At 70.0% G+C, this 15,324-nt stretch carries 17 protein-coding genes and 1 pseudogene; 12 read left to right on the top strand and 6 right to left on the bottom strand.

Annotation, left to right across the window (positions count from 1 at the left end; all coding sequences use genetic code 11):
• Window positions 1-143 precede the first annotated feature (143 nt).
• Together Taqua_RS10155 and Taqua_RS10160 are read left to right on the top strand one after the other, a co-directional pair.
• A pseudogene (locus Taqua_RS10155) lies at window positions 144-1,298 on the top strand (methylmalonyl-CoA mutase family protein); the annotation flags it as partial.
• 49 nt (window positions 1,299-1,347) lie between these two features.
• Window positions 1,348-2,277 (top strand): DMT family transporter, encoded by a 930-nt coding sequence (locus Taqua_RS10160; protein ID WP_243646531.1) that lies wholly within the window; start codon window positions 1,348-1,350, stop codon window positions 2,275-2,277.
• 27 nt (window positions 2,278-2,304) lie between these two features.
• Here the strand turns inward: Taqua_RS10160 and Taqua_RS10165 are convergent, their stop codons facing one another.
• Complete coding sequence (locus Taqua_RS10165) at window positions 2,305-2,943, bottom strand: 5-formyltetrahydrofolate cyclo-ligase (RefSeq protein ID WP_144326553.1); 639 nt, start codon at window positions 2,941-2,943, stop codon at window positions 2,305-2,307.
• A gap of 10 nt (window positions 2,944-2,953) precedes the next feature.
• Between Taqua_RS10165 and Taqua_RS10170 the strand changes: the two genes are divergently transcribed.
• Both Taqua_RS10170 and Taqua_RS10175 read left to right on the top strand, forming a co-directional pair.
• Window positions 2,954-4,954, top strand: a complete 2,001-nt coding sequence (locus Taqua_RS10170) for a lytic transglycosylase domain-containing protein (RefSeq protein ID WP_144326554.1) — start codon at window positions 2,954-2,956, stop codon at window positions 4,952-4,954.
• Between the two features lie 45 nt (window positions 4,955-4,999).
• Window positions 5,000-5,956: a complex I NDUFA9 subunit family protein gene (locus Taqua_RS10175; protein WP_144326555.1), complete on the top strand. Its 957-nt coding sequence runs from the start codon at window positions 5,000-5,002 to the stop codon at window positions 5,954-5,956.
• Here the strand turns inward: Taqua_RS10175 and Taqua_RS10180 are convergent.
• Window positions 5,887-6,273, bottom strand: a complete 387-nt coding sequence (locus tag Taqua_RS10180) for a DUF302 domain-containing protein (protein ID WP_144326556.1) — start codon at window positions 6,271-6,273, stop codon at window positions 5,887-5,889. The genes Taqua_RS10175 and Taqua_RS10180 overlap by 70 nt on opposite strands.
• Before the next feature lie 290 nt (window positions 6,274-6,563).
• Here Taqua_RS10180 and Taqua_RS10185 point away from each other — a divergent pair, with 290 nt between their 5' ends.
• On the top strand, window positions 6,564-6,896 hold the full coding sequence (locus Taqua_RS10185; protein WP_144326557.1) for a metal-sensitive transcriptional regulator: 333 nt from the start codon (window positions 6,564-6,566) through the stop codon (window positions 6,894-6,896).
• Window positions 6,897-8,216, top strand: a complete 1,320-nt coding sequence (locus Taqua_RS10190) for a multifunctional CCA addition/repair protein (RefSeq protein WP_144326558.1) — start codon at window positions 6,897-6,899, stop codon at window positions 8,214-8,216. It begins immediately after the preceding gene.
• Window positions 8,217-8,232: 16 nt separating this feature from the next.
• On the opposite strand, the gene trxC is transcribed toward Taqua_RS10190, so the two are convergent.
• From trxC to Taqua_RS10205, 3 genes are all read right to left on the bottom strand, one after another.
• The gene (gene trxC, locus Taqua_RS10195; protein ID WP_144326559.1) at window positions 8,233-8,688 is read right to left on the bottom strand and encodes a thioredoxin TrxC; all 456 of its coding nucleotides are present in this window, start codon (window positions 8,686-8,688) and stop codon (window positions 8,233-8,235) included.
• 150 nt (window positions 8,689-8,838) lie between these two features.
• A complete protein-coding gene (locus tag Taqua_RS10200; protein ID WP_144326582.1) occupies window positions 8,839-9,033 on the bottom strand; it encodes a DUF2905 domain-containing protein in 195 nt (64 codons plus the stop codon).
• 20 nt (window positions 9,034-9,053) lie between these two features.
• Window positions 9,054-10,193 (bottom strand): class I SAM-dependent methyltransferase, encoded by a 1,140-nt coding sequence (locus Taqua_RS10205; RefSeq protein WP_144326560.1) that lies wholly within the window; start codon window positions 10,191-10,193, stop codon window positions 9,054-9,056.
• A 125-nt stretch (window positions 10,194-10,318) separates the two neighbouring features.
• Here Taqua_RS10205 and Taqua_RS10210 point away from each other — a divergent pair, with 125 nt between their 5' ends.
• The 5 genes from Taqua_RS10210 to Taqua_RS10230 are packed head-to-tail and all read left to right on the top strand — an operon-like array spanning window position 10,319 to window position 13,507.
• The gene (locus Taqua_RS10210; RefSeq protein WP_144326561.1) at window positions 10,319-11,122 is read left to right on the top strand and encodes an SDR family NAD(P)-dependent oxidoreductase; all 804 of its coding nucleotides are present in this window, start codon (window positions 10,319-10,321) and stop codon (window positions 11,120-11,122) included.
• The gene (locus Taqua_RS10215; RefSeq protein ID WP_144326562.1) at window positions 11,119-11,535 is read left to right on the top strand and encodes a dihydroneopterin aldolase; all 417 of its coding nucleotides are present in this window, start codon (window positions 11,119-11,121) and stop codon (window positions 11,533-11,535) included. The genes Taqua_RS10210 and Taqua_RS10215 overlap by 4 nt, the downstream gene beginning before the upstream one ends.
• Window positions 11,532-11,915 carry a dihydroneopterin aldolase gene (locus Taqua_RS10220; RefSeq protein ID WP_132962792.1) on the top strand — a complete coding sequence of 128 codons (384 nt, stop codon included), beginning with the start codon at window positions 11,532-11,534 and terminating at the stop codon, window positions 11,913-11,915. Before Taqua_RS10215 ends, Taqua_RS10220 begins: the two co-directional genes overlap by 4 nt.
• Window positions 11,916-11,948: 33 nt before the next feature.
• On the top strand, window positions 11,949-12,860 hold the full coding sequence (gene ttcA, locus Taqua_RS10225; protein ID WP_144326563.1) for a tRNA 2-thiocytidine(32) synthetase TtcA: 912 nt from the start codon (window positions 11,949-11,951) through the stop codon (window positions 12,858-12,860).
• A gap of 2 nt (window positions 12,861-12,862) precedes the next feature.
• Window positions 12,863-13,507, top strand: coding sequence for a DUF4136 domain-containing protein (locus tag Taqua_RS10230; protein WP_144326564.1), 645 nt, complete (start codon window positions 12,863-12,865; stop codon window positions 13,505-13,507).
• 61 nt (window positions 13,508-13,568) lie between these two features.
• On the opposite strand, the gene Taqua_RS10235 is transcribed toward Taqua_RS10230, so the two are convergent.
• Window positions 13,569-14,558, bottom strand: a complete 990-nt coding sequence (locus tag Taqua_RS10235; RefSeq protein WP_144326565.1) for a chemotaxis protein — start codon at window positions 14,556-14,558, stop codon at window positions 13,569-13,571.
• Window positions 14,559-14,645: 87 nt separating this feature from the next.
• Between Taqua_RS10235 and Taqua_RS10240 the strand changes: the two genes are divergently transcribed.
• Window positions 14,646-15,302, top strand: coding sequence for a histidine phosphatase family protein (locus Taqua_RS10240; protein WP_144326566.1), 657 nt, complete (start codon window positions 14,646-14,648; stop codon window positions 15,300-15,302).
• Window positions 15,303-15,324 lie beyond the last annotated feature (22 nt).

Consider the following 15,324-nt stretch of genomic DNA (forward strand, 5'->3'; position numbering starts at 1 on the left):
CCCACAGCGAGGGGTACTCGCTCCGGTGCTCTTGCACCATGCGCACGGCGCGCTCGCGGACCTCGGGTGAGAATTTCGATGTCTTGTTCATGGCTCCATCTTCTCAAGAGTTGGAGCCTCCTCAAAACCCGGGGCGGTTCAGCGAGCCCACCGACACCGAAGTCGCCAAAATCAAAGCATGGGTGCTGGCCAACGTGCGCGGCACCGTGCAGGCGGACATCCTGAAGGAAGACCAGGGGCAAAACACCTGCATCTTCTCCACCGAGTTCAGCCTCAAGGTGATGGGCGACATCCAGGAGTACTTCGTCCACCACAACGTGCGCAACTTCTACTCGGTGTCGATCAGCGGCTACCACATCGCCGAAGCGGGCGCCAACCCGATCAGCCAACTGGCCTTCACGCTGGCCAACGGTTTCACCTACGTGGAAGCGTACCTGGCGCGCGGCATGCACATCGACGACTTCGCGCCCAACCTGAGCTTTTTCTTCAGCAACGGCATGGATCCCGAGTACACCGTGCTGGGCCGCGTGGCGCGGCGCATCTGGGCCGTGGCCATGCGCGACAAATACGGTGCCAACGAACGCAGCCAAAAGCTCAAGTACCACATCCAAACCAGCGGCCGCTCGTTGCACGCACAGGAAATCGCCTTCAACGACATCCGCACCACGCTGCAGGCGCTCATTGCCATCTACGACAACTGCAACAGCCTGCACACCAACGCTTACGACGAAGCCATCACCACGCCCACCGAAGACTCGGTGCGCCGCGCCATGGCCATCCAGCTCATCATCAACAAGGAGTGGGGGTTGGCCAAAAACGAAAACCCGAACCAGGGCGCGTTCATCATCGAGGAGCTGACCGAGCTCGTCGAGGAGGCGGTGCTGGCCGAGTTCGAGCGCATCGCCGAGCGCGGTGGCGTGCTGGGCGCGATGGAAACCGGCTACCAGCGCAGCAAGATCCAGGACGAGAGCATGCACTACGAGATGCTCAAGCACACCGGCGAGCTGCCCATCATCGGCGTCAACACGTTCCGCAACCCGCACGGCGACCCCATCCCCGAATCGCTGGAGCTGGCCCGCTCCACCGAGGAAGAAAAGCAGTCGCAACTGCAGCGGCTGCAGGCGTTCCACGCCCGCCACGCGCACGAGGCCCCAGCGATGCTGCAGCGCCTCAAAGACGCCGTCATCGACAACCGCAACGTTTTCGAGGTGCTGATGGACGCGGTGCGTTGCTGCTCGCTGGGGCAGATCACCCAGGCGCTGTTCGAAGTCGGCGGCCAGTACCGGCGCAACATGTGATGGCACCAGTGGCACCTGCGCCGGCAGCGCGCGCCGCTACAGTGGCGGGGTGAACCGCTCTGCCTCGACCGCCCCGGGCGCCGCGCCCGGCCATGGCAACGCCCGCAGCATCGCCGCCATGCTGGTGGCGGTAGCGTTTTTCGCGCTGATGGATGTGGTGCTCAAGCTGCTGGGGCAGCACTACCCGGCCGTCCAGGTTGCCGCGCTGCGCGGCTGGACCGCGCTGCCACTGGTGCTGGCCTACCTGGCAGCGCGGCGCAGTTGGGCGCATGTGTGGCGCGTGCGCTGGCCGCTGCACGCGCTGCGGGGCGTGCTGGCCGTGGTGATGCTGACCAGCTTCACCTGGAGCCTGCAGACGCTGCCGCTGGCCAACGCGTACACGCTGTTTTTCGTGGCGCCGCTGCTGATCACGCTGCTGGCCATTCCCCTGCTGGGCGAGCGCGTGCCGCGCGCGCACCTGGGCAGCGTGGTGGCGGGGTTGGTGGGCGTGGTCATCGCGCTGCGGCCGGTGCCAGGGGCCTTTTTGGGTTGGGCGGGGCTGGCGGTGCTGCTCAGCGCCGCGTGCTACGCGGCCTCGGTGGTGCTGGGGCGGCTGGCGTGCCGCACCGACGCCCCCGACAGCCTGGTGTGGTGGTCGATGGTGGCGCTGGCCGTGGGCGGCACCGCGTTGGCCTGGCCCCACTGGCAGCCGGTGCAGGCGCAGCACGCCGGCTTGCTGGTGGCGCTGGCCGTCACCGGTTTCATCGCGCAATTGGCCATCACCGAGGCGTTTCGCCACGGCCAAGCCAGCGCCGTGGCGCCGTTCGAATACAGCGCGCTGCTGTGGGGCGTGGCGCTGGACGCGCTGCTGTGGCGGGTGTGGCCCGACGGCTACACGCTGCTGGGCGCGGCGGTCATCGTGGCCGCGGGCCTGTACCTGCTGCGCCACGAGCGGCTGCACGCCCAGCGCGACGTGCACACCGGCACCCCCCACCCCTGAGGTTGCCCGCAGGCCGCGGACCTTGGCTCAGTCCTCCGTCACCGGCCACGCCACACCCTGATCGGTCAGGATCGCGTCCAGCGGCACATCGTGCGGCCCCGGTTGCAGCCAAGGCACGAAGGCGCAGGCGTAGGCCAGGCCCACCGTCACCGGGCGTGGCTGCAGCGCGGCCAGCGTGCGGTCGTAAAACCCGCCGCCGTACCCCAAGCGGTAGCCCGCCGGGCCATAGCCGACGCAGGGCACGAACAGCAGCGTGGGCTGCACCACCTCGGTGTCCTTGGGCTTGGGGATGCCGTAGGCGTCCTCTTCCATCGGACAGCCCGGGTACCAGACGTGAAAGCGCAGCGTCTTGGCCACCTTGTCGATGACCGGTAGCGCGATGCGACGACGCTGTCGCGCCACCCGCGCATCCTCGACGTCGGCCGCCTCCTGCCAACGGTGCAGTGCCGGCAGCGGGTCGAACTCGCCCTTGATTGGCCAGTAGGCCCCCACCACCGTGTCGTCGCGTCCGACCATCCACACCCGCATGACGCGCTGCAGGGCCTCGTTACGCGCCAGCCGGTCGCCCAAGCGCTCACGCTCGGCCACCAGTTTGCGCCGCCAATAGGCCTTGCGTTCAGCCGGGTCGTGCGGTTCAGGCTGGCGCGCGGGGTCAAGCTTGTCCATAATCACCCTCATGGCTGGCTGCTGGGTTCGCTCCATCTTAACCGCGTGCCGCGCCGCGCTCGTGGGCTTGGTGGGTGCGGTGTGGCTGGCCGCCCACGCCACGCCCCCCGATGACGACGCGGTGCGCCAGGCGCTGCTGGCGATGCGCGACGCCGCCGCCCGCGGTGACGTGGCCCGGCTGGACGCACTGCGCCCGCAGGTGCACGGTGACCTGACCGAGCCGCTGGCCGATTACTGGTGGATGCGCGCCCAGCTCGACCGTGCCAACCCCGCCGACGTACGCGCGGTGCTGCAGCGCTGGAGCGGCACCTACTGGGAAGACCGGCTGCGCAACGACTGGCTGCGCGTGCTGGGCGCGCGCGCCGATTGGGACACGCTGCTGACCGAAGCCGGCGCCTACCGCATGAACGACGACGCCGAGGTGCGCTGTTATGTGGCGCTGGCGCGGCTGGAGCGTGGCTTGGCGCCGCCGCAAGAGCTCGCCCCGGTGGTGCAGCAGGCCTGGCTGGCGCAGCGCAACGCCGAGCCAGGTTGCGCCCAGGCCGCCGGGCGGCTGATCGCCATCGGCGCGCTGCCGGCCGAGGTCGCGTGGCAGCGCGCGCGCCTGGGCGTGGAGGCCGGCCGGCTGGCGGTGGCGACCCAAGCCGTCGCGTTGCTGGAGCCGGCCTGGGTACCGGTGGTGCAACAGGCCTACAACCAGCCGCAGCGCTACCTGGACGACAAAGTGACCGCGGTGCGCCAGCGCACCAAAGAGGTCGTCACGTTGGCGCTGATCCGGCTGGCCAGCCTCGACCCCCAGGCGGCCGCGGACGAGGCCCAGCACCTGCGCTGGCGCGCCCAGCTCACGCCGCAGGAGCGCGGCTGGGTGTGGGGCGCGATTGGGCGGCGTGCCGCGCTGCGGCTGGACGGCCAAGCGCTGTCGTACTTCGAGCGCACGTGGGAGGTGGAGCTGCCGGCTGAATGGCGCGCGTGGCACGTGCGCGCGGCGCTGCGCGCGCAGGCCTGGCCCGTGGTGCTGCGCGCCATCGAGCGGTTGCCGGCGGCACGGCAGGAGGAGGCGGTGTGGACCTACTGGCGCGCGCACGCCCTGCAGGCCACCGGTCAACCCGAGCAGGCGCGCGCGCTGCTGCAGCGCGTGGCGGGGCCCGAAGGCTTTTATGAACAACTGGCGCTGGAAGCCCGGGGCCAGCCCGTGACCTTGCCCGCCACACCGCCGCCCCCCACCGCCGACGAAGCCGCCACGGTGCGCGCCAACAGCGGGCTGCAGCGGGCGCTGCGGCTCATCGAGTGGGGCCTGCGCAACGAGGGTGTGCGCGAATGGCACTACGAAGTCGCGCTGCACACGCCGGGCGGGCTGCCCGAGCGTCTGCTGCTGGCCGCGGCCGCCTGGGCGTGCGAGCGCGCCGTGTGGGACCGCTGCATCAACACCAGCAGCCGCACGCGCCAGCAGGTCGACGTGGCGCAGCGCTACCCCATGCCGCTGCGCGACCTGGTGGAGCCGCGCGCGCAGACCGTGGGGCTCGACCCCGCCTACGTCTACGGCCTGATCCGGCAGGAAAGCCGCTTCGTCACCGACGCGCGCTCCGCCGTCGGCGCCAGCGGGCTGATGCAGGTCATGCCCGCCACGGCGCGCTGGACGGCGCGCAAAATCGGCCTGCAGGGCTTCGAGCCACAGCACCTGCACGACCCCAGCACCAACGTCACCATCGGCACCGCGTACCTGAAGCTGGCGCTGGACGAGTTCGAAGGCTCGATCCCGTTGGCCGCAGCGGCCTACAACGCCGGCCCGGGACGCGCGCGCCAGTGGCGTCAAGGCCCGGTGCTGCCGGCGCCCATTTGGATCGAAAATATCCCCTTCGACGAGACACGGGACTACGTCCAGCGGGTGGTGGCCAACACCGTGGTGTACGCCGCTCGGTTGACCGGGCAGCCCCAACGGCCCTCCGAGCGGCTGGCGCCGATCGGGCCGCGGCTGACCACGGCGCGCGGCTTCGACCCCAGCATGCCGTGAACGGACAGGTCCCGTGCCATCATCCCACAACGCCGTGAGGACACCATGAAGAAAGTGCTCGTGCTGGGCGGCACCGGATTCGTCGGCCGCCACGTTTGTGAACACCTCAACCGCCTGGGCGTGCGCGCCACCGTGCCCACGCGCCATCCCGAGCACGCCAAGGCCGTGCAAACGCTGCCGATGGTGGACGTCATCCACACTGACGTGCACCACGACCGCTGCCTCGAGTGTCTGCTGCGCGGCCACGATGCGGTGGTCAACCTGATCGCCATCCTGCACGGCAGCGCGCACCAGTTCGAGCAGGTGCACGTCGCGCTGCCGCAGCGCGTCGCCGAAGCCATGCTGGCCGCTGGTGTGCCGCGGCTCGTGCACGTCAGCGCGTTGGGGGCCGACCCCCACGGCCCTTCGCGCTACCTGCGCAGCAAGGGCGAAGGCGAAGCGGCGCTGCGGGCCATGGCCTCGGCCGGGCTGCAACTGACGGTGCTGCGCCCCAGCGCCATTTTCGGGGCGGAAGACCGCTTCCTCAACCTGTTTGCCCGGCTGCAGCGCACCCTGCCCCTGGTGCCGCTGGCCGGCGCCGACGCCAAGTTCCAGCCGGTGTGGGTGGGCGACGTGGCCCAGGCCATCGTGACCTGCCTGCAGCGCCCCGATACCGTCGGCCACACCTACGAGGCCGTCGGGCCGGAGGTCTGGACCCTGGCGGAGCTGGTGCGGCTGGCGGGACGGCTCAGCGGCCACGAGCGCCCGGTCATCCCGTTGCCGCGGGCGCTCGGGTATTTCCTGGCGCTGCTGATGGAGCTGCTGCCGGGCGAGCCGCTGTTCACCACCGACAACCTGCGCTCGATGGAAGTGCCCAACGTGGCCAGCGGCACCTTGCCCACGCTGGCCGCGCTCGGGCTGCAGCCGGCTGCGGTGGAACCGGAGGCGGCGCGTTACCTGGACGACGACGGCGCCGCCGACCCCTTGATCGACCTGCGCCGCACCGCGCACCTGCGGCGCTGAGTGCCGGCGCAGCCATTCCCCCCAAAATTGCGCCAGGCCTCCTCGTTCAGCGGCGACGGCAGCTTGCGCCCCATCTTGACCATCATGTCCATGTTGAGGGTGTACAGGTACAGCCCGTCGGGGCGTTCCACCAACGACACACGGCACGGCATGTAGGCCGACATGGCCGGACTGAAGTCCGCCATACGGCGTGCGATCGTGGAGTTGCAAAACTGGTAAATCGTCAGCACCGGTTCCTTCTTGCCCGAACGCGCTTCCAACTCCTTCGACAGCGGCAGCGTGCCAACATCGCGGATGTTGTGCTCGGTGGCCACCATCTTGATGATTTGCTCGACCTCGGCGACGGTCCGACCGCCATCCTGTCGATCGTGTCAGCATCATCACGCACCCCTCGCCTCCCGGTGGGGCTTTGCGAAAAATCAAACGCTGCCCGCAGCGTAAGGGGATAGAGCCCGCCATGTCATCTTGTTGTACCCTCGGGGGCAGATTGTTCACAACACAATGCCGGCGCAAGCGCCCAGCGGCGTCGCCGACGACCACGCAAACGCCGGTTTTTTTGGCACACTGCCGCGGTGTCCATTCGCACCCTGCCTTGGGGAACCACGATATGAGCGATCAGCCCTGCACCGGCTCTTGCAGCCCCGCCCCTCAACCCAGTGGTGTGGGCCATGGCGGCTCGCGCTACCGCAGCGAGCATCAACGCGACGTGGTCAACCGCTTGAAGCGCATCGAAGGCCAGGTGCGCGCGCTGATCGAGATGGTCGAAGCCGGGCGCCCTTGCGAGGACGTGGCGCAGCAAATGTCCGCCGCGCGCAAAGCCATGGACAAGGCATTTTTCCGCATGATGGCGTGCTCGGTGATGGAGTCGGTCGCCGTGGCCGACGACGAGACGCTGCGCGAGGTTGAGCGCTCCACGCGCATCCTGGAAAAGTACGCCTGAATGCAAACCTACCTAGTGGGTGGTGCGGTGCGCGATGGCCTGCTGGGCCACTTTCACCGCGTGCACCGCCTGCCCGACGGCAGCGTGCACGCCGACCGCGACTGGGTGGTGGTGGGCGCCACGCCGCAGCAGATGGTCGAGCAAGGCTACCTGCCGGTCGGGCGCGACTTTCCGGTCTTTTTGCACCCGCACACGCGCGAAGAGTATGCGCTGGCGCGCACCGAGCGCAAGACCGCGCGGGGCTACCACGGCTTTGCCTTTTACGCCGCGCCCGACGTGACGCTGGAGCAGGACCTGGCGCGGCGCGACCTGACCATCAACGCCATGGCCGTGCCCGCCGAGGCGCTGCGCCCCGACGGCAGCTTTGACCCCGACGACCCGCGGCTGGTGGACCCCTACGGTGGCCGGCGCGACCTGGCCGCCAAGGTGCTGCGGCACGTCACCCCCGCCTTCGCCGAAGACCCGGTGCGCATCCTGCGCATCGCGCGCTTCGCCGCCCGCTGGCCCGACTTCAGCATTGCGCCCGAGACGCTGGCGCTGATGCAAACGATGGTGGCACGCGGCGAGGTGGACCACCTGGTGCCCGAGCGGGTGTGGCAGGAGCTGGCGCGCGGCCTGATGGAACAGCGCCCCAGCCGCATGTTCGAGGTGCTGCGCACCTGTGGGGCGCTGGCGCGTCTGCTGCCGGAGCTGGACCGTCTGTGGGGCGTGCCGCAACGGGCCGACCACCACCCCGAGGTCGACACCGGGGTGCACGTGATGATGGTGCTGGATATGGCCGCGCAGTTGCGCACACCGCTGGCGGTGCGCTGGGCCTGCCTGTGCCATGACCTGGGCAAGGGCACCACGCCGCCCGACGTGCTGCCGCGCCACCTCGGGCACGAAGGCCGCAGCGTGCAACTGGCGCGTCAGGTGGGCCGACGCTGGCGTGTACCACGCGAATGCCAGGAACTGGCCGACGTGGTGGCGCGCGAACACGGCAACATCCACCGCTGCGAGGCGCTCAGCCCGGCGGCCACGCTGCGGCTGCTGCAGCGCTGCGATGCGCTGCGCCGCCCCGAGCGCTTCGAGCAGGTGCTGCTGGCGTGCGAGTGCGATGCCCGCGGCCGGCTGCACCACACCGAAAGCCCCTACCCGCAGGCGGCGCACTTGCGCCGCGCGCTGCACGCGGCGTTGGCGGTGGACACGGCCGCCATCGCGCGCGACGTGCAAGCGCGCCACCCGCAGGCGCGCGACCTGGGGCAGCGCATCGGCGCGGCCATCGACCACGCGCGCCAGCAGGCCATCGCGCAGGCGCTGGGTCAGCCGACCGTGGCGTGACGCCCCCCGGCTGCGTTTAGCGCCGCTGCGCCAGCGCCGCCTGCACCCAGCGCACGATGTCGGCTTGCCCCATCGCACCCGGCTGGCGTGCCACCTCGCGGCCGCCCACGAACAGCGCCAGCGTCGGGATGCTGCGGATGCCGAACTGGGCAGCCAGCGCTGGCTGCTGCTCGGTATTGACCTTGGCCAGGCGCACGTGCGGCTCCAGTTGGCGGGCGGCGGCTTCGAAGTGCGGCGCCATCATGCGGCATGGCCCACACCAAGGGGCCCAAAAGTCGACCAGCACCGGGATGTCGCTGCGGGTGACGTGACGCTCGAACGCCGCGGCGTCCAGCTCCACCGGGTGGCCGGTGAACAGGGCCTGGTGGCAGCGCCCGCAATCCGGCGCGGCGTCCAACTGGTCGGCACGCACCCGGTTGGTGGTGTGGCAATGGGGGCAGACGATGTGCAGGGTATCGGCAGCGGCGTTCACGGCGGGATCTCCAGCGGTGGTCCAACGGGCGGCGCGCCCGCGGGGGGCGTCAACCGGTTCCCACTGCAGATGGGGACGGGCAGCGTTAGCTTCAAGATATACCCACCGGGGTAACTACGTCAACGCCGATCACCCCATCGGGCGCGGCCGTCACAACCAGCGTGCCAGCGCCGCCGCCAGCAGGCTCAACAGCACGGTGCTGGCCAGCGGGACGAACCAGGTGCGCCCGAACAACTGAAATTCGAAATCGCCCGGCAGACGGCCCAGCCCCCAACGCCGCAACCATGGCCACAGGCCGTTGATCAGCAGCAGGGCCAGCAACGTCACCAACAGCCAGCGCAGCATCGCTTCCTCGGCCCGCTCGATCACAGGGTGTGGGTACGGTCGCCGGTGGCAAAGCCCAGCGGCGTCCAGCCTTGGCTGCTGGCCGGCGGCGCCAGCGCGATGACCTTGAAGAGCTCGCCCATTTCGTGCTCGTGCACGAGCTTGAGCGTCATCACACGTTCGGCCAGCGGGGCGGCGTCCAGCCCGTCGAGCACACCCGCGTTGAGCAAAAAGCGCCCCTGGCTGGTGTAGCCCAGCACCTCCAGCCCAGCGTCCTGCGCCGCCAGCGCGATACCGGTGAAGTTGACGTGCGCGGTGATATCCTTGGCCCCGACGTCCACCAGCGGTTCGGCGTCAGCGCGGTGGGCGCGGTGGCACATCAGCGTGCCTTGGCTGCGCTGCGGGTGGTAGTACTCGCGCTCGGGAAAGCCGTAGTCGATGAACAACGCCACACCGCGGCGCAGCCGTTCGGCCAGCGAGCGCACGAACGCCTCGGCCTGGGGGTGGATCTCGGTCAGGTAATCGTGCTCGCCGTCAATCTCGACGGGCGGGCGCAGGTCGGTGGGACGGTCGGACCATACGAAGCGGCCAGCCGGCGTGTCCCAGGCCACCCCTCGCTCATGCCACACACCCTCACGGCGGTGCAGCAACGTCACCGGCATGGCGTCCAGCACCTCGTTGCCCAGCACGACGCCCTCGATGGCCGCCGGCCAGTGCGTGTGCCAGTGCACCCGCGCGCGCCAGGGTGCCAGCCGCTGCGCCTGGCGCGCCTGCAGCCCGCCCGACACTTCCACGATGTGGTACGTCACGTGCGCCAGCCCCGCCGCGTCCAGGCCAGCGAGCAACTGCGCCGCCAGCGTGCCGTCACCGGCGCCAAACTCCCACACGTCGTGGGTGCCGCTGGCCTGCAGCGCCTGCGCCACCTGCCGCGTCAGCGCCGCGCCAAAGCGCGCACTGACCAGCGGCGCGGTGACGAAGTCGCTGCCATCGTGCGGGTGGGTGCCGAAGATGCGCGCGCCGCGGGCGTAGTAGCCCACCCCTGGCGCGTAGAGCGCCAGGGCCATGAAGCGCTCGAATGGCAGCCAGCCACCCGCCTCGTGCAGCGCGGCCCGCACCACCCCCGCGGCAGGGGCTTGCGCGGGGTCGGCACACGCCCCGTCGCCCTCATTCGCTATAGTCATTGGCATGTTGTGTTCATCCAGCCGTACCCGGCGCTTGCAGACCGCACCAGCCCGCATTGTGCGCGACAACACTGCCGCCGGCGGACCGCCCACCCGCCACGCCCAACGGCCCACCGGGAGGCACGATGGACGCTGAGCACGGGCGCCCGCGCTGGGTGCTGATCACCGGAGCCGCCGCGCGGCTGGGGCGCGAGCTCGCGCTGGCGTTCGCGCAAGCCGGGTGGTCGGTCGTGGTGCACCACCGGCACTCGCACGCCGCGGCCCAGCAGTTGGTGGCGCAGCTCCACGCGATGGGCAGGCAGGCGCTGGCCGTGCAAGCCGACCTGGCCGACGCCCACCGCACCGACCGGCTGCTGGACGAACTGCCCGACGAGGTCGGCACGCACCTGCACGCGCTGATCAACAACGCCTCCGAGTTCACACCCGACACCGGCTGGGACGAGGGGCGCGAGCGGCTGCGACGCCTGCTGGACGTCAACCTGCTGGCGCCGCTGTCACTGACGCAGCAACTGGCACGCCGCATCCGTGCCCGGGGTGAGCACGACCCGTGGGCGTGCGCGGTCCACATCCTGGATCAGAAGGTGCACAACCTCAACCCCGACTATTACAGCTACACCCTGACCAAGCTGGCCCTGGAGCGCGCGGTGGGGCTGCAGGCCCAGGCGCTGGCGCCGTGGTTGCGGGTGTGTGGCGTGTCGCCGGGGCTGTGCTACGTCAGCGGCCCGCAAACCGAGGACAACTTCGAGCGTGCGCGCCGCGTGAATTTGCTGCGCCAGCCGCTGCAGCCGGCCGCCGTGGCCGCGGCCGTGGTGCACATGGTGCACAACCCGGCGCTGACGGGCTGCGTGCTGCCGGTGGACAACGGCCAGCACCGCCTGGGGTTGGCGCGCGACGTGATGTTTGCCGTGGACCTGGGGTTGGCGCCATGAGCACGACGTCCGCGTTGCTGGCTTTTGCCGCGCTGCGCCCGGAGCTGGCGCAGCGCGCCCGGGTGCTGTCGCTGCAAGGGCTGCAACTGCCGGTGCGCATTGGGGTGCACGAGTTCGAGCGCGGTGGCCCGCAACGCATGCGCTTCGACGTCGATGTGTGCGTGGACCTGCAGCGCGCGCACGCCCGCACCGACCGCTTGTCTGACACGTTCGACTACGATGCCATCCGCGACATGATCCGCCACCTGGCAACGCAACAGCACTTCGAGCTGCAAGAAACCCTGTGCGACGCCATCCTGGCGTGGCTGTTGCAGCAGCCGGGCGTGTTGGCCGCGCGCGTACGCACCGCCAAGCCCGACGTCTACCCTGACTGCGAAGCGGTGGCCGTCGAACGCGTCGGATTGCGACCATGACCGAACCCGTGCAACACAAAATCGGCCGCCAGGTGCTGGCGCTGACCGGCCTGCGCTTTCACGCCAACCTGGGCATCCTGGCGCACGAGCGCCAGGGCCCGCAGCCCATCCAGGTGGACGCTGAGCTCAACCAAGGCTGGCAGCCGCTGCAGCCGCATGACGACGACATCCACCACGTGCTGGACTACCGCAAGGTGCGCCAGATCATCATCGACGAGTGCACCGCCGAGCATGTCAACCTGCTGGAGACGCTCATCGGCAAGCTGGCCACGCGGCTGCTGCAGTTGCCCGGCGTCATCGGGGTGCGGGTGCGCATCGCCAAGCTGGAAATCTTCGACGACTGCGAGGTCGCCATCCGCATGGAATGCGGGCAGTGGTGAGCGCCCCGGCACGGTTTGCGGGACAATGCGCGCATGGACATCGCGTTTGAAAACCGCAAGCTCGAAAAGCGCTTGTGCCGCCTGGTCGGCCAGGCCATCGACGACTACCGCATGATCGAAGATGGCGACCGCGTGATGGTGTGCCTGTCCGGCGGCAAGGACAGCTACGGCTTGCTGGACATCCTGATGCGGCTGCAGCGGCGCGCGCCGGCGCGCTTTGAGCTCATCGCGGTCAACCTGGACCAGCGCCAGCCCGGCTTTCCGGCCGACGTGCTGCCCAACTACCTGCGCACGCTGGGGGTGCCGTTCCACATCGAAACGCAGGACACCTACTCGATCGTCAAAAAGGTCATCCCCGAAGGCAAGACCATGTGCAGCCTGTGCAGCCGGCTGCGCCGTGGCATCCTGTACCGCGTGGCGCGCGAGTTGGGCGCGACCAAAATCGCGCTGGGGCACCACCGCGACGACATCCTGCAAACGCTGCTGCTCAACATGTTTTTCGGCGCCAAGCTCAAGGGCATGCCGCCCAAATTGGTCAGCGACAACGGCGAGCACGTCGTCATCCGCCCGCTGGCCTACGTGCCGGAAAAGGACCTGATCCGCTGGGCTGAGGTGCGCCAATTCCCCATCATCCCGTGCAACCTGTGCGGCAGCCAACAGCACCTGCAGCGCAAGCAGGTGGGTGACTTGCTGCGCGAGTGGGACAAGCGCTACCCCGGCCGCATCGACAACATGCTGCGCGCGCTGCAAAACGTGGTGCCCAGCCACCTGATGGACCGCGGCTTGTACGACTTTGCCGCGGTGCGCGCCACCGACCGGCCCGAGGCGGAGGGCGATCTCGCGTTCGATGACGAGCCGCTGGCCATGCCCGACGCGCACGACGCGACGGGCGAGGCGCCCATGGCCGCGCGGCGCATCGTGGCCCTCACCCCGCAGGACGCTTGACGATGGGCGGTTGGCGCTCCTCGGTGCGCAGCGCGCTGGCCGCGGGCCTGGCGCTGGCGCTGGGCGGTTGCGCCAGCACGCTGCGGCTGGAACACACCGTCAACAGCCAGCCCGCGTGGCACGCCGACGCGCGGCCGGCCCCCGGCGACCGCTACGTGTTCGAGCGCCTGCCGTCGCAGCGCAGCGGCGACACGGCGCGCGAGCAGGACCAGCTCGAAGCCATCGCCACCGAGGTGCTGGCCAGCCACGGCCTGCAGCGCGCCGAAGCGGCCAGCGGCGTCGCCGCCAGCGCCGTGCCCTGGGGCGTGCAGCTCGTGGCGCGCTCGGTCAAGTACCCCTACGCGCCGTGGGACGCCCCCGCCCCCCGTCCAGGGTGGGTGCCCTACGGGCAGGTGATGGTGGGCCGCGGCGTCGTCAGCTCGATCGGGTTGCAGTGGCACCTGCGCCCGCCGTACTACGTGCGCGAGGTCGCGCTGACCGTGCGCGACCGCCGCAGCGGTGAAGTGGTCTATGAAACCCGCGCCACCCAGGATGGCCCGTGGGCCGACACGCCGACGCTGTGGCGTGCGCTGTTGAGCGCCGCGCTGGACGGGTTTCCGCAGCCGCCCAGCGGGCCGCGGCGGGTGGTCATCGAGCAACCTCGCTAGCAAACGCTGCCAAGCCCGCCGCAGGAGCGAGGCTACCCCACGCCGGCAGCCCCAGGCAGGGTCACGCCACCGCCAACGCCTCGCTGCCCGCCAGCACCTTGCGCAGCGTGTCGGCCAACTCCTTGGCCGCGAACTTGGCCACGTAGGCGTCGGCCCCGGCGCGTTGCACGTGTTTTTCGTTGGTGTCGCCGGTCAGCGACGAATGGATCACCACCGGCACCGCGCGCAGCAGCGGGTCGGCCTTGATGTTGCGCGTCAGCGTAAAGCCGTCCATCTCGGGCATTTCCAGGTCGCTGAGCACCACCGCCACGCGCTCGTGGATCGGCTGGCCCTTGGCGCGGCAGTCGGCCGCGATCTCTTGCAGCACGCTCCACGCTTCCTGGCCCGACTTGGTCATGATGAAGGGCAACCCCAGCGCCTTGAGCTCGGCTTCGATCATGCTGCGCGCGACGAACGAGTCGTCCGCCGCCAGCACCACCGCGCCCGGCCGCAGCCGCACCGCCGGGCCAACCTTGTCCTGCGCCACCTCGACCGCGTCGCTGGGCATGACCTTTTGCAAAATGGACTCCACGTCCAGGATCTGCACCAGCTTGGTGCCCCCCTGGCCATCGTCAATGCGGGCGATGCTCGTCACCAAGCCACGCGCCACCGACGCCGTGTTGTCCGCCGACAGGATCTGGGTCCAGTCCAGCCGCACGATATCTTCCACCGACTCGGCCGCAAAGCCCTGGGTGGAACGCGCGTAATCGGTCACCAGCATCAGGTTGAGGCCCGTCTCGGGCGTGCAGCCCACCACCGCGGGCAGGTCGATCACCGGAATGACCTGCCCGCGCAGGTTGACCATGCCCAGCACGTGCTGCGGCGCGCCCGCCATCGCGGTGATCTGCGGCATGGCCACGATCTCGCGAATCTTGAACACATTGATGCCGAACAGCTCCGACTGCCCCTTGCCCGGCGCCTTGCCAAGGCGGAACAGGAGCATTTCGAACTTGTTGGAGCCGGTCAGGTTGGTGCGTTCGTCGACTTCTTTTTGGAATGCGCTGCTGCTCATGGGGCGTCCCGCAGGGGTGACGAAAAACCGGCAACCGCCGGCACGCTACCATTCTAGGTTGCGACAACAGGCCACGTAAACCCCACGATGCACGCCACCCGTATTTTGGCCATCCGCCACGGCGAAACCGCCTGGAACCGCGACGCCCGCATCCAGGGGCAGCTCGACATCCCCCTCAACGACACCGGGCGCTGGCAGGCCGCGCGGGTGGCCGCGGCGCTGCGCCACGAGCCGATCACAGCCGTCTACAGCAGCGACCTGAGCCGCGCGCGCGACACCGCCGCACCGCTGGCGCAGGCGCTGGTGCTGCCCCTGCGGCTGGACGAAGGCCTGCGCGAGCGCCACTTCGGCGTCTTCCAGGGCCGCACCTGGGCTGAGCTGGAGCACGAGCACCCCGACGTCGTGCGCGCCTGGAAAACCCGTGTGCCGGACTACGCGCCCCCCGGAGGCGAGTCGCTGCTGGCGCTGCGCGAGCGCGTCGAAGCCACCTTTGCGCGCCTGGCGGCGCAGCACCTGGGCGAGCAAATCGCCGTCGTGGCGCACGGCGGGGTGCTGGACATCCTGTACCGCGCCGCCGCCCGGGTCGACCTGCAGGCCCCGCGCGCCTGGGCCATGGGCAACGCCGCCATCCACCGCGTGCTGTGGAGCCCCGACGGCGGCTTTGCGCTGCTGTCGTGGGGCGACACGCGCCACCTGGACGAGGCCGACGAAGCCGGCCCGCTGGACGAGCGCGCCGCGGCCTGACGCCCCCCAGGCGGCAGCGGCG

This window comes from Tepidimonas aquatica (assembly GCF_007556585.1).
Lineage (GTDB): Bacteria > Pseudomonadota > Gammaproteobacteria > Burkholderiales > Burkholderiaceae_C > Tepidimonas > Tepidimonas aquatica.

Bases quoted from the DNA above. Each gene is read 5' to 3' on its own strand.
- Taqua_RS10165 (WP_144326553.1), bottom strand. From the start codon at position 2,943: ATGGACAAGCTTGACCCCGCGCGCCAGCCTGAACCGCACGACCCGGCT.
- Taqua_RS10170 (WP_144326554.1), top strand. From the start codon at position 2,954: ATGGCTGGCTGCTGGGTTCGCTCCATCTTAACCGCGTGCCGCGCCGCG.
- Taqua_RS10175 (WP_144326555.1), top strand. From the start codon at position 5,000: ATGAAGAAAGTGCTCGTGCTGGGCGGCACCGGATTCGTCGGCCGCCAC.
- Taqua_RS10180 (WP_144326556.1), bottom strand. From the start codon at position 6,273: ATGGTGGCCACCGAGCACAACATCCGCGATGTTGGCACGCTGCCGCTG.
- Taqua_RS10185 (WP_144326557.1), top strand. From the start codon at position 6,564: ATGAGCGATCAGCCCTGCACCGGCTCTTGCAGCCCCGCCCCTCAACCC.
- Taqua_RS10190 (WP_144326558.1), top strand. From the start codon at position 6,897: ATGCAAACCTACCTAGTGGGTGGTGCGGTGCGCGATGGCCTGCTGGGC.
- Taqua_RS10200 (WP_144326582.1), bottom strand. From the start codon at position 9,033: ATGCTGCGCTGGCTGTTGGTGACGTTGCTGGCCCTGCTGCTGATCAAC.
- Taqua_RS10205 (WP_144326560.1), bottom strand. From the start codon at position 10,193: ATGACTATAGCGAATGAGGGCGACGGGGCGTGTGCCGACCCCGCGCAA.
- Taqua_RS10210 (WP_144326561.1), top strand. From the start codon at position 10,319: ATGGACGCTGAGCACGGGCGCCCGCGCTGGGTGCTGATCACCGGAGCC.
- Taqua_RS10215 (WP_144326562.1), top strand. From the start codon at position 11,119: ATGAGCACGACGTCCGCGTTGCTGGCTTTTGCCGCGCTGCGCCCGGAG.
- Taqua_RS10220 (WP_132962792.1), top strand. From the start codon at position 11,532: ATGACCGAACCCGTGCAACACAAAATCGGCCGCCAGGTGCTGGCGCTG.
- ttcA (WP_144326563.1), top strand. From the start codon at position 11,949: ATGGACATCGCGTTTGAAAACCGCAAGCTCGAAAAGCGCTTGTGCCGC.
- Taqua_RS10230 (WP_144326564.1), top strand. From the start codon at position 12,863: ATGGGCGGTTGGCGCTCCTCGGTGCGCAGCGCGCTGGCCGCGGGCCTG.
- Taqua_RS10235 (WP_144326565.1), bottom strand. From the start codon at position 14,558: ATGAGCAGCAGCGCATTCCAAAAAGAAGTCGACGAACGCACCAACCTG.
- Taqua_RS10240 (WP_144326566.1), top strand. From the start codon at position 14,646: ATGCACGCCACCCGTATTTTGGCCATCCGCCACGGCGAAACCGCCTGG.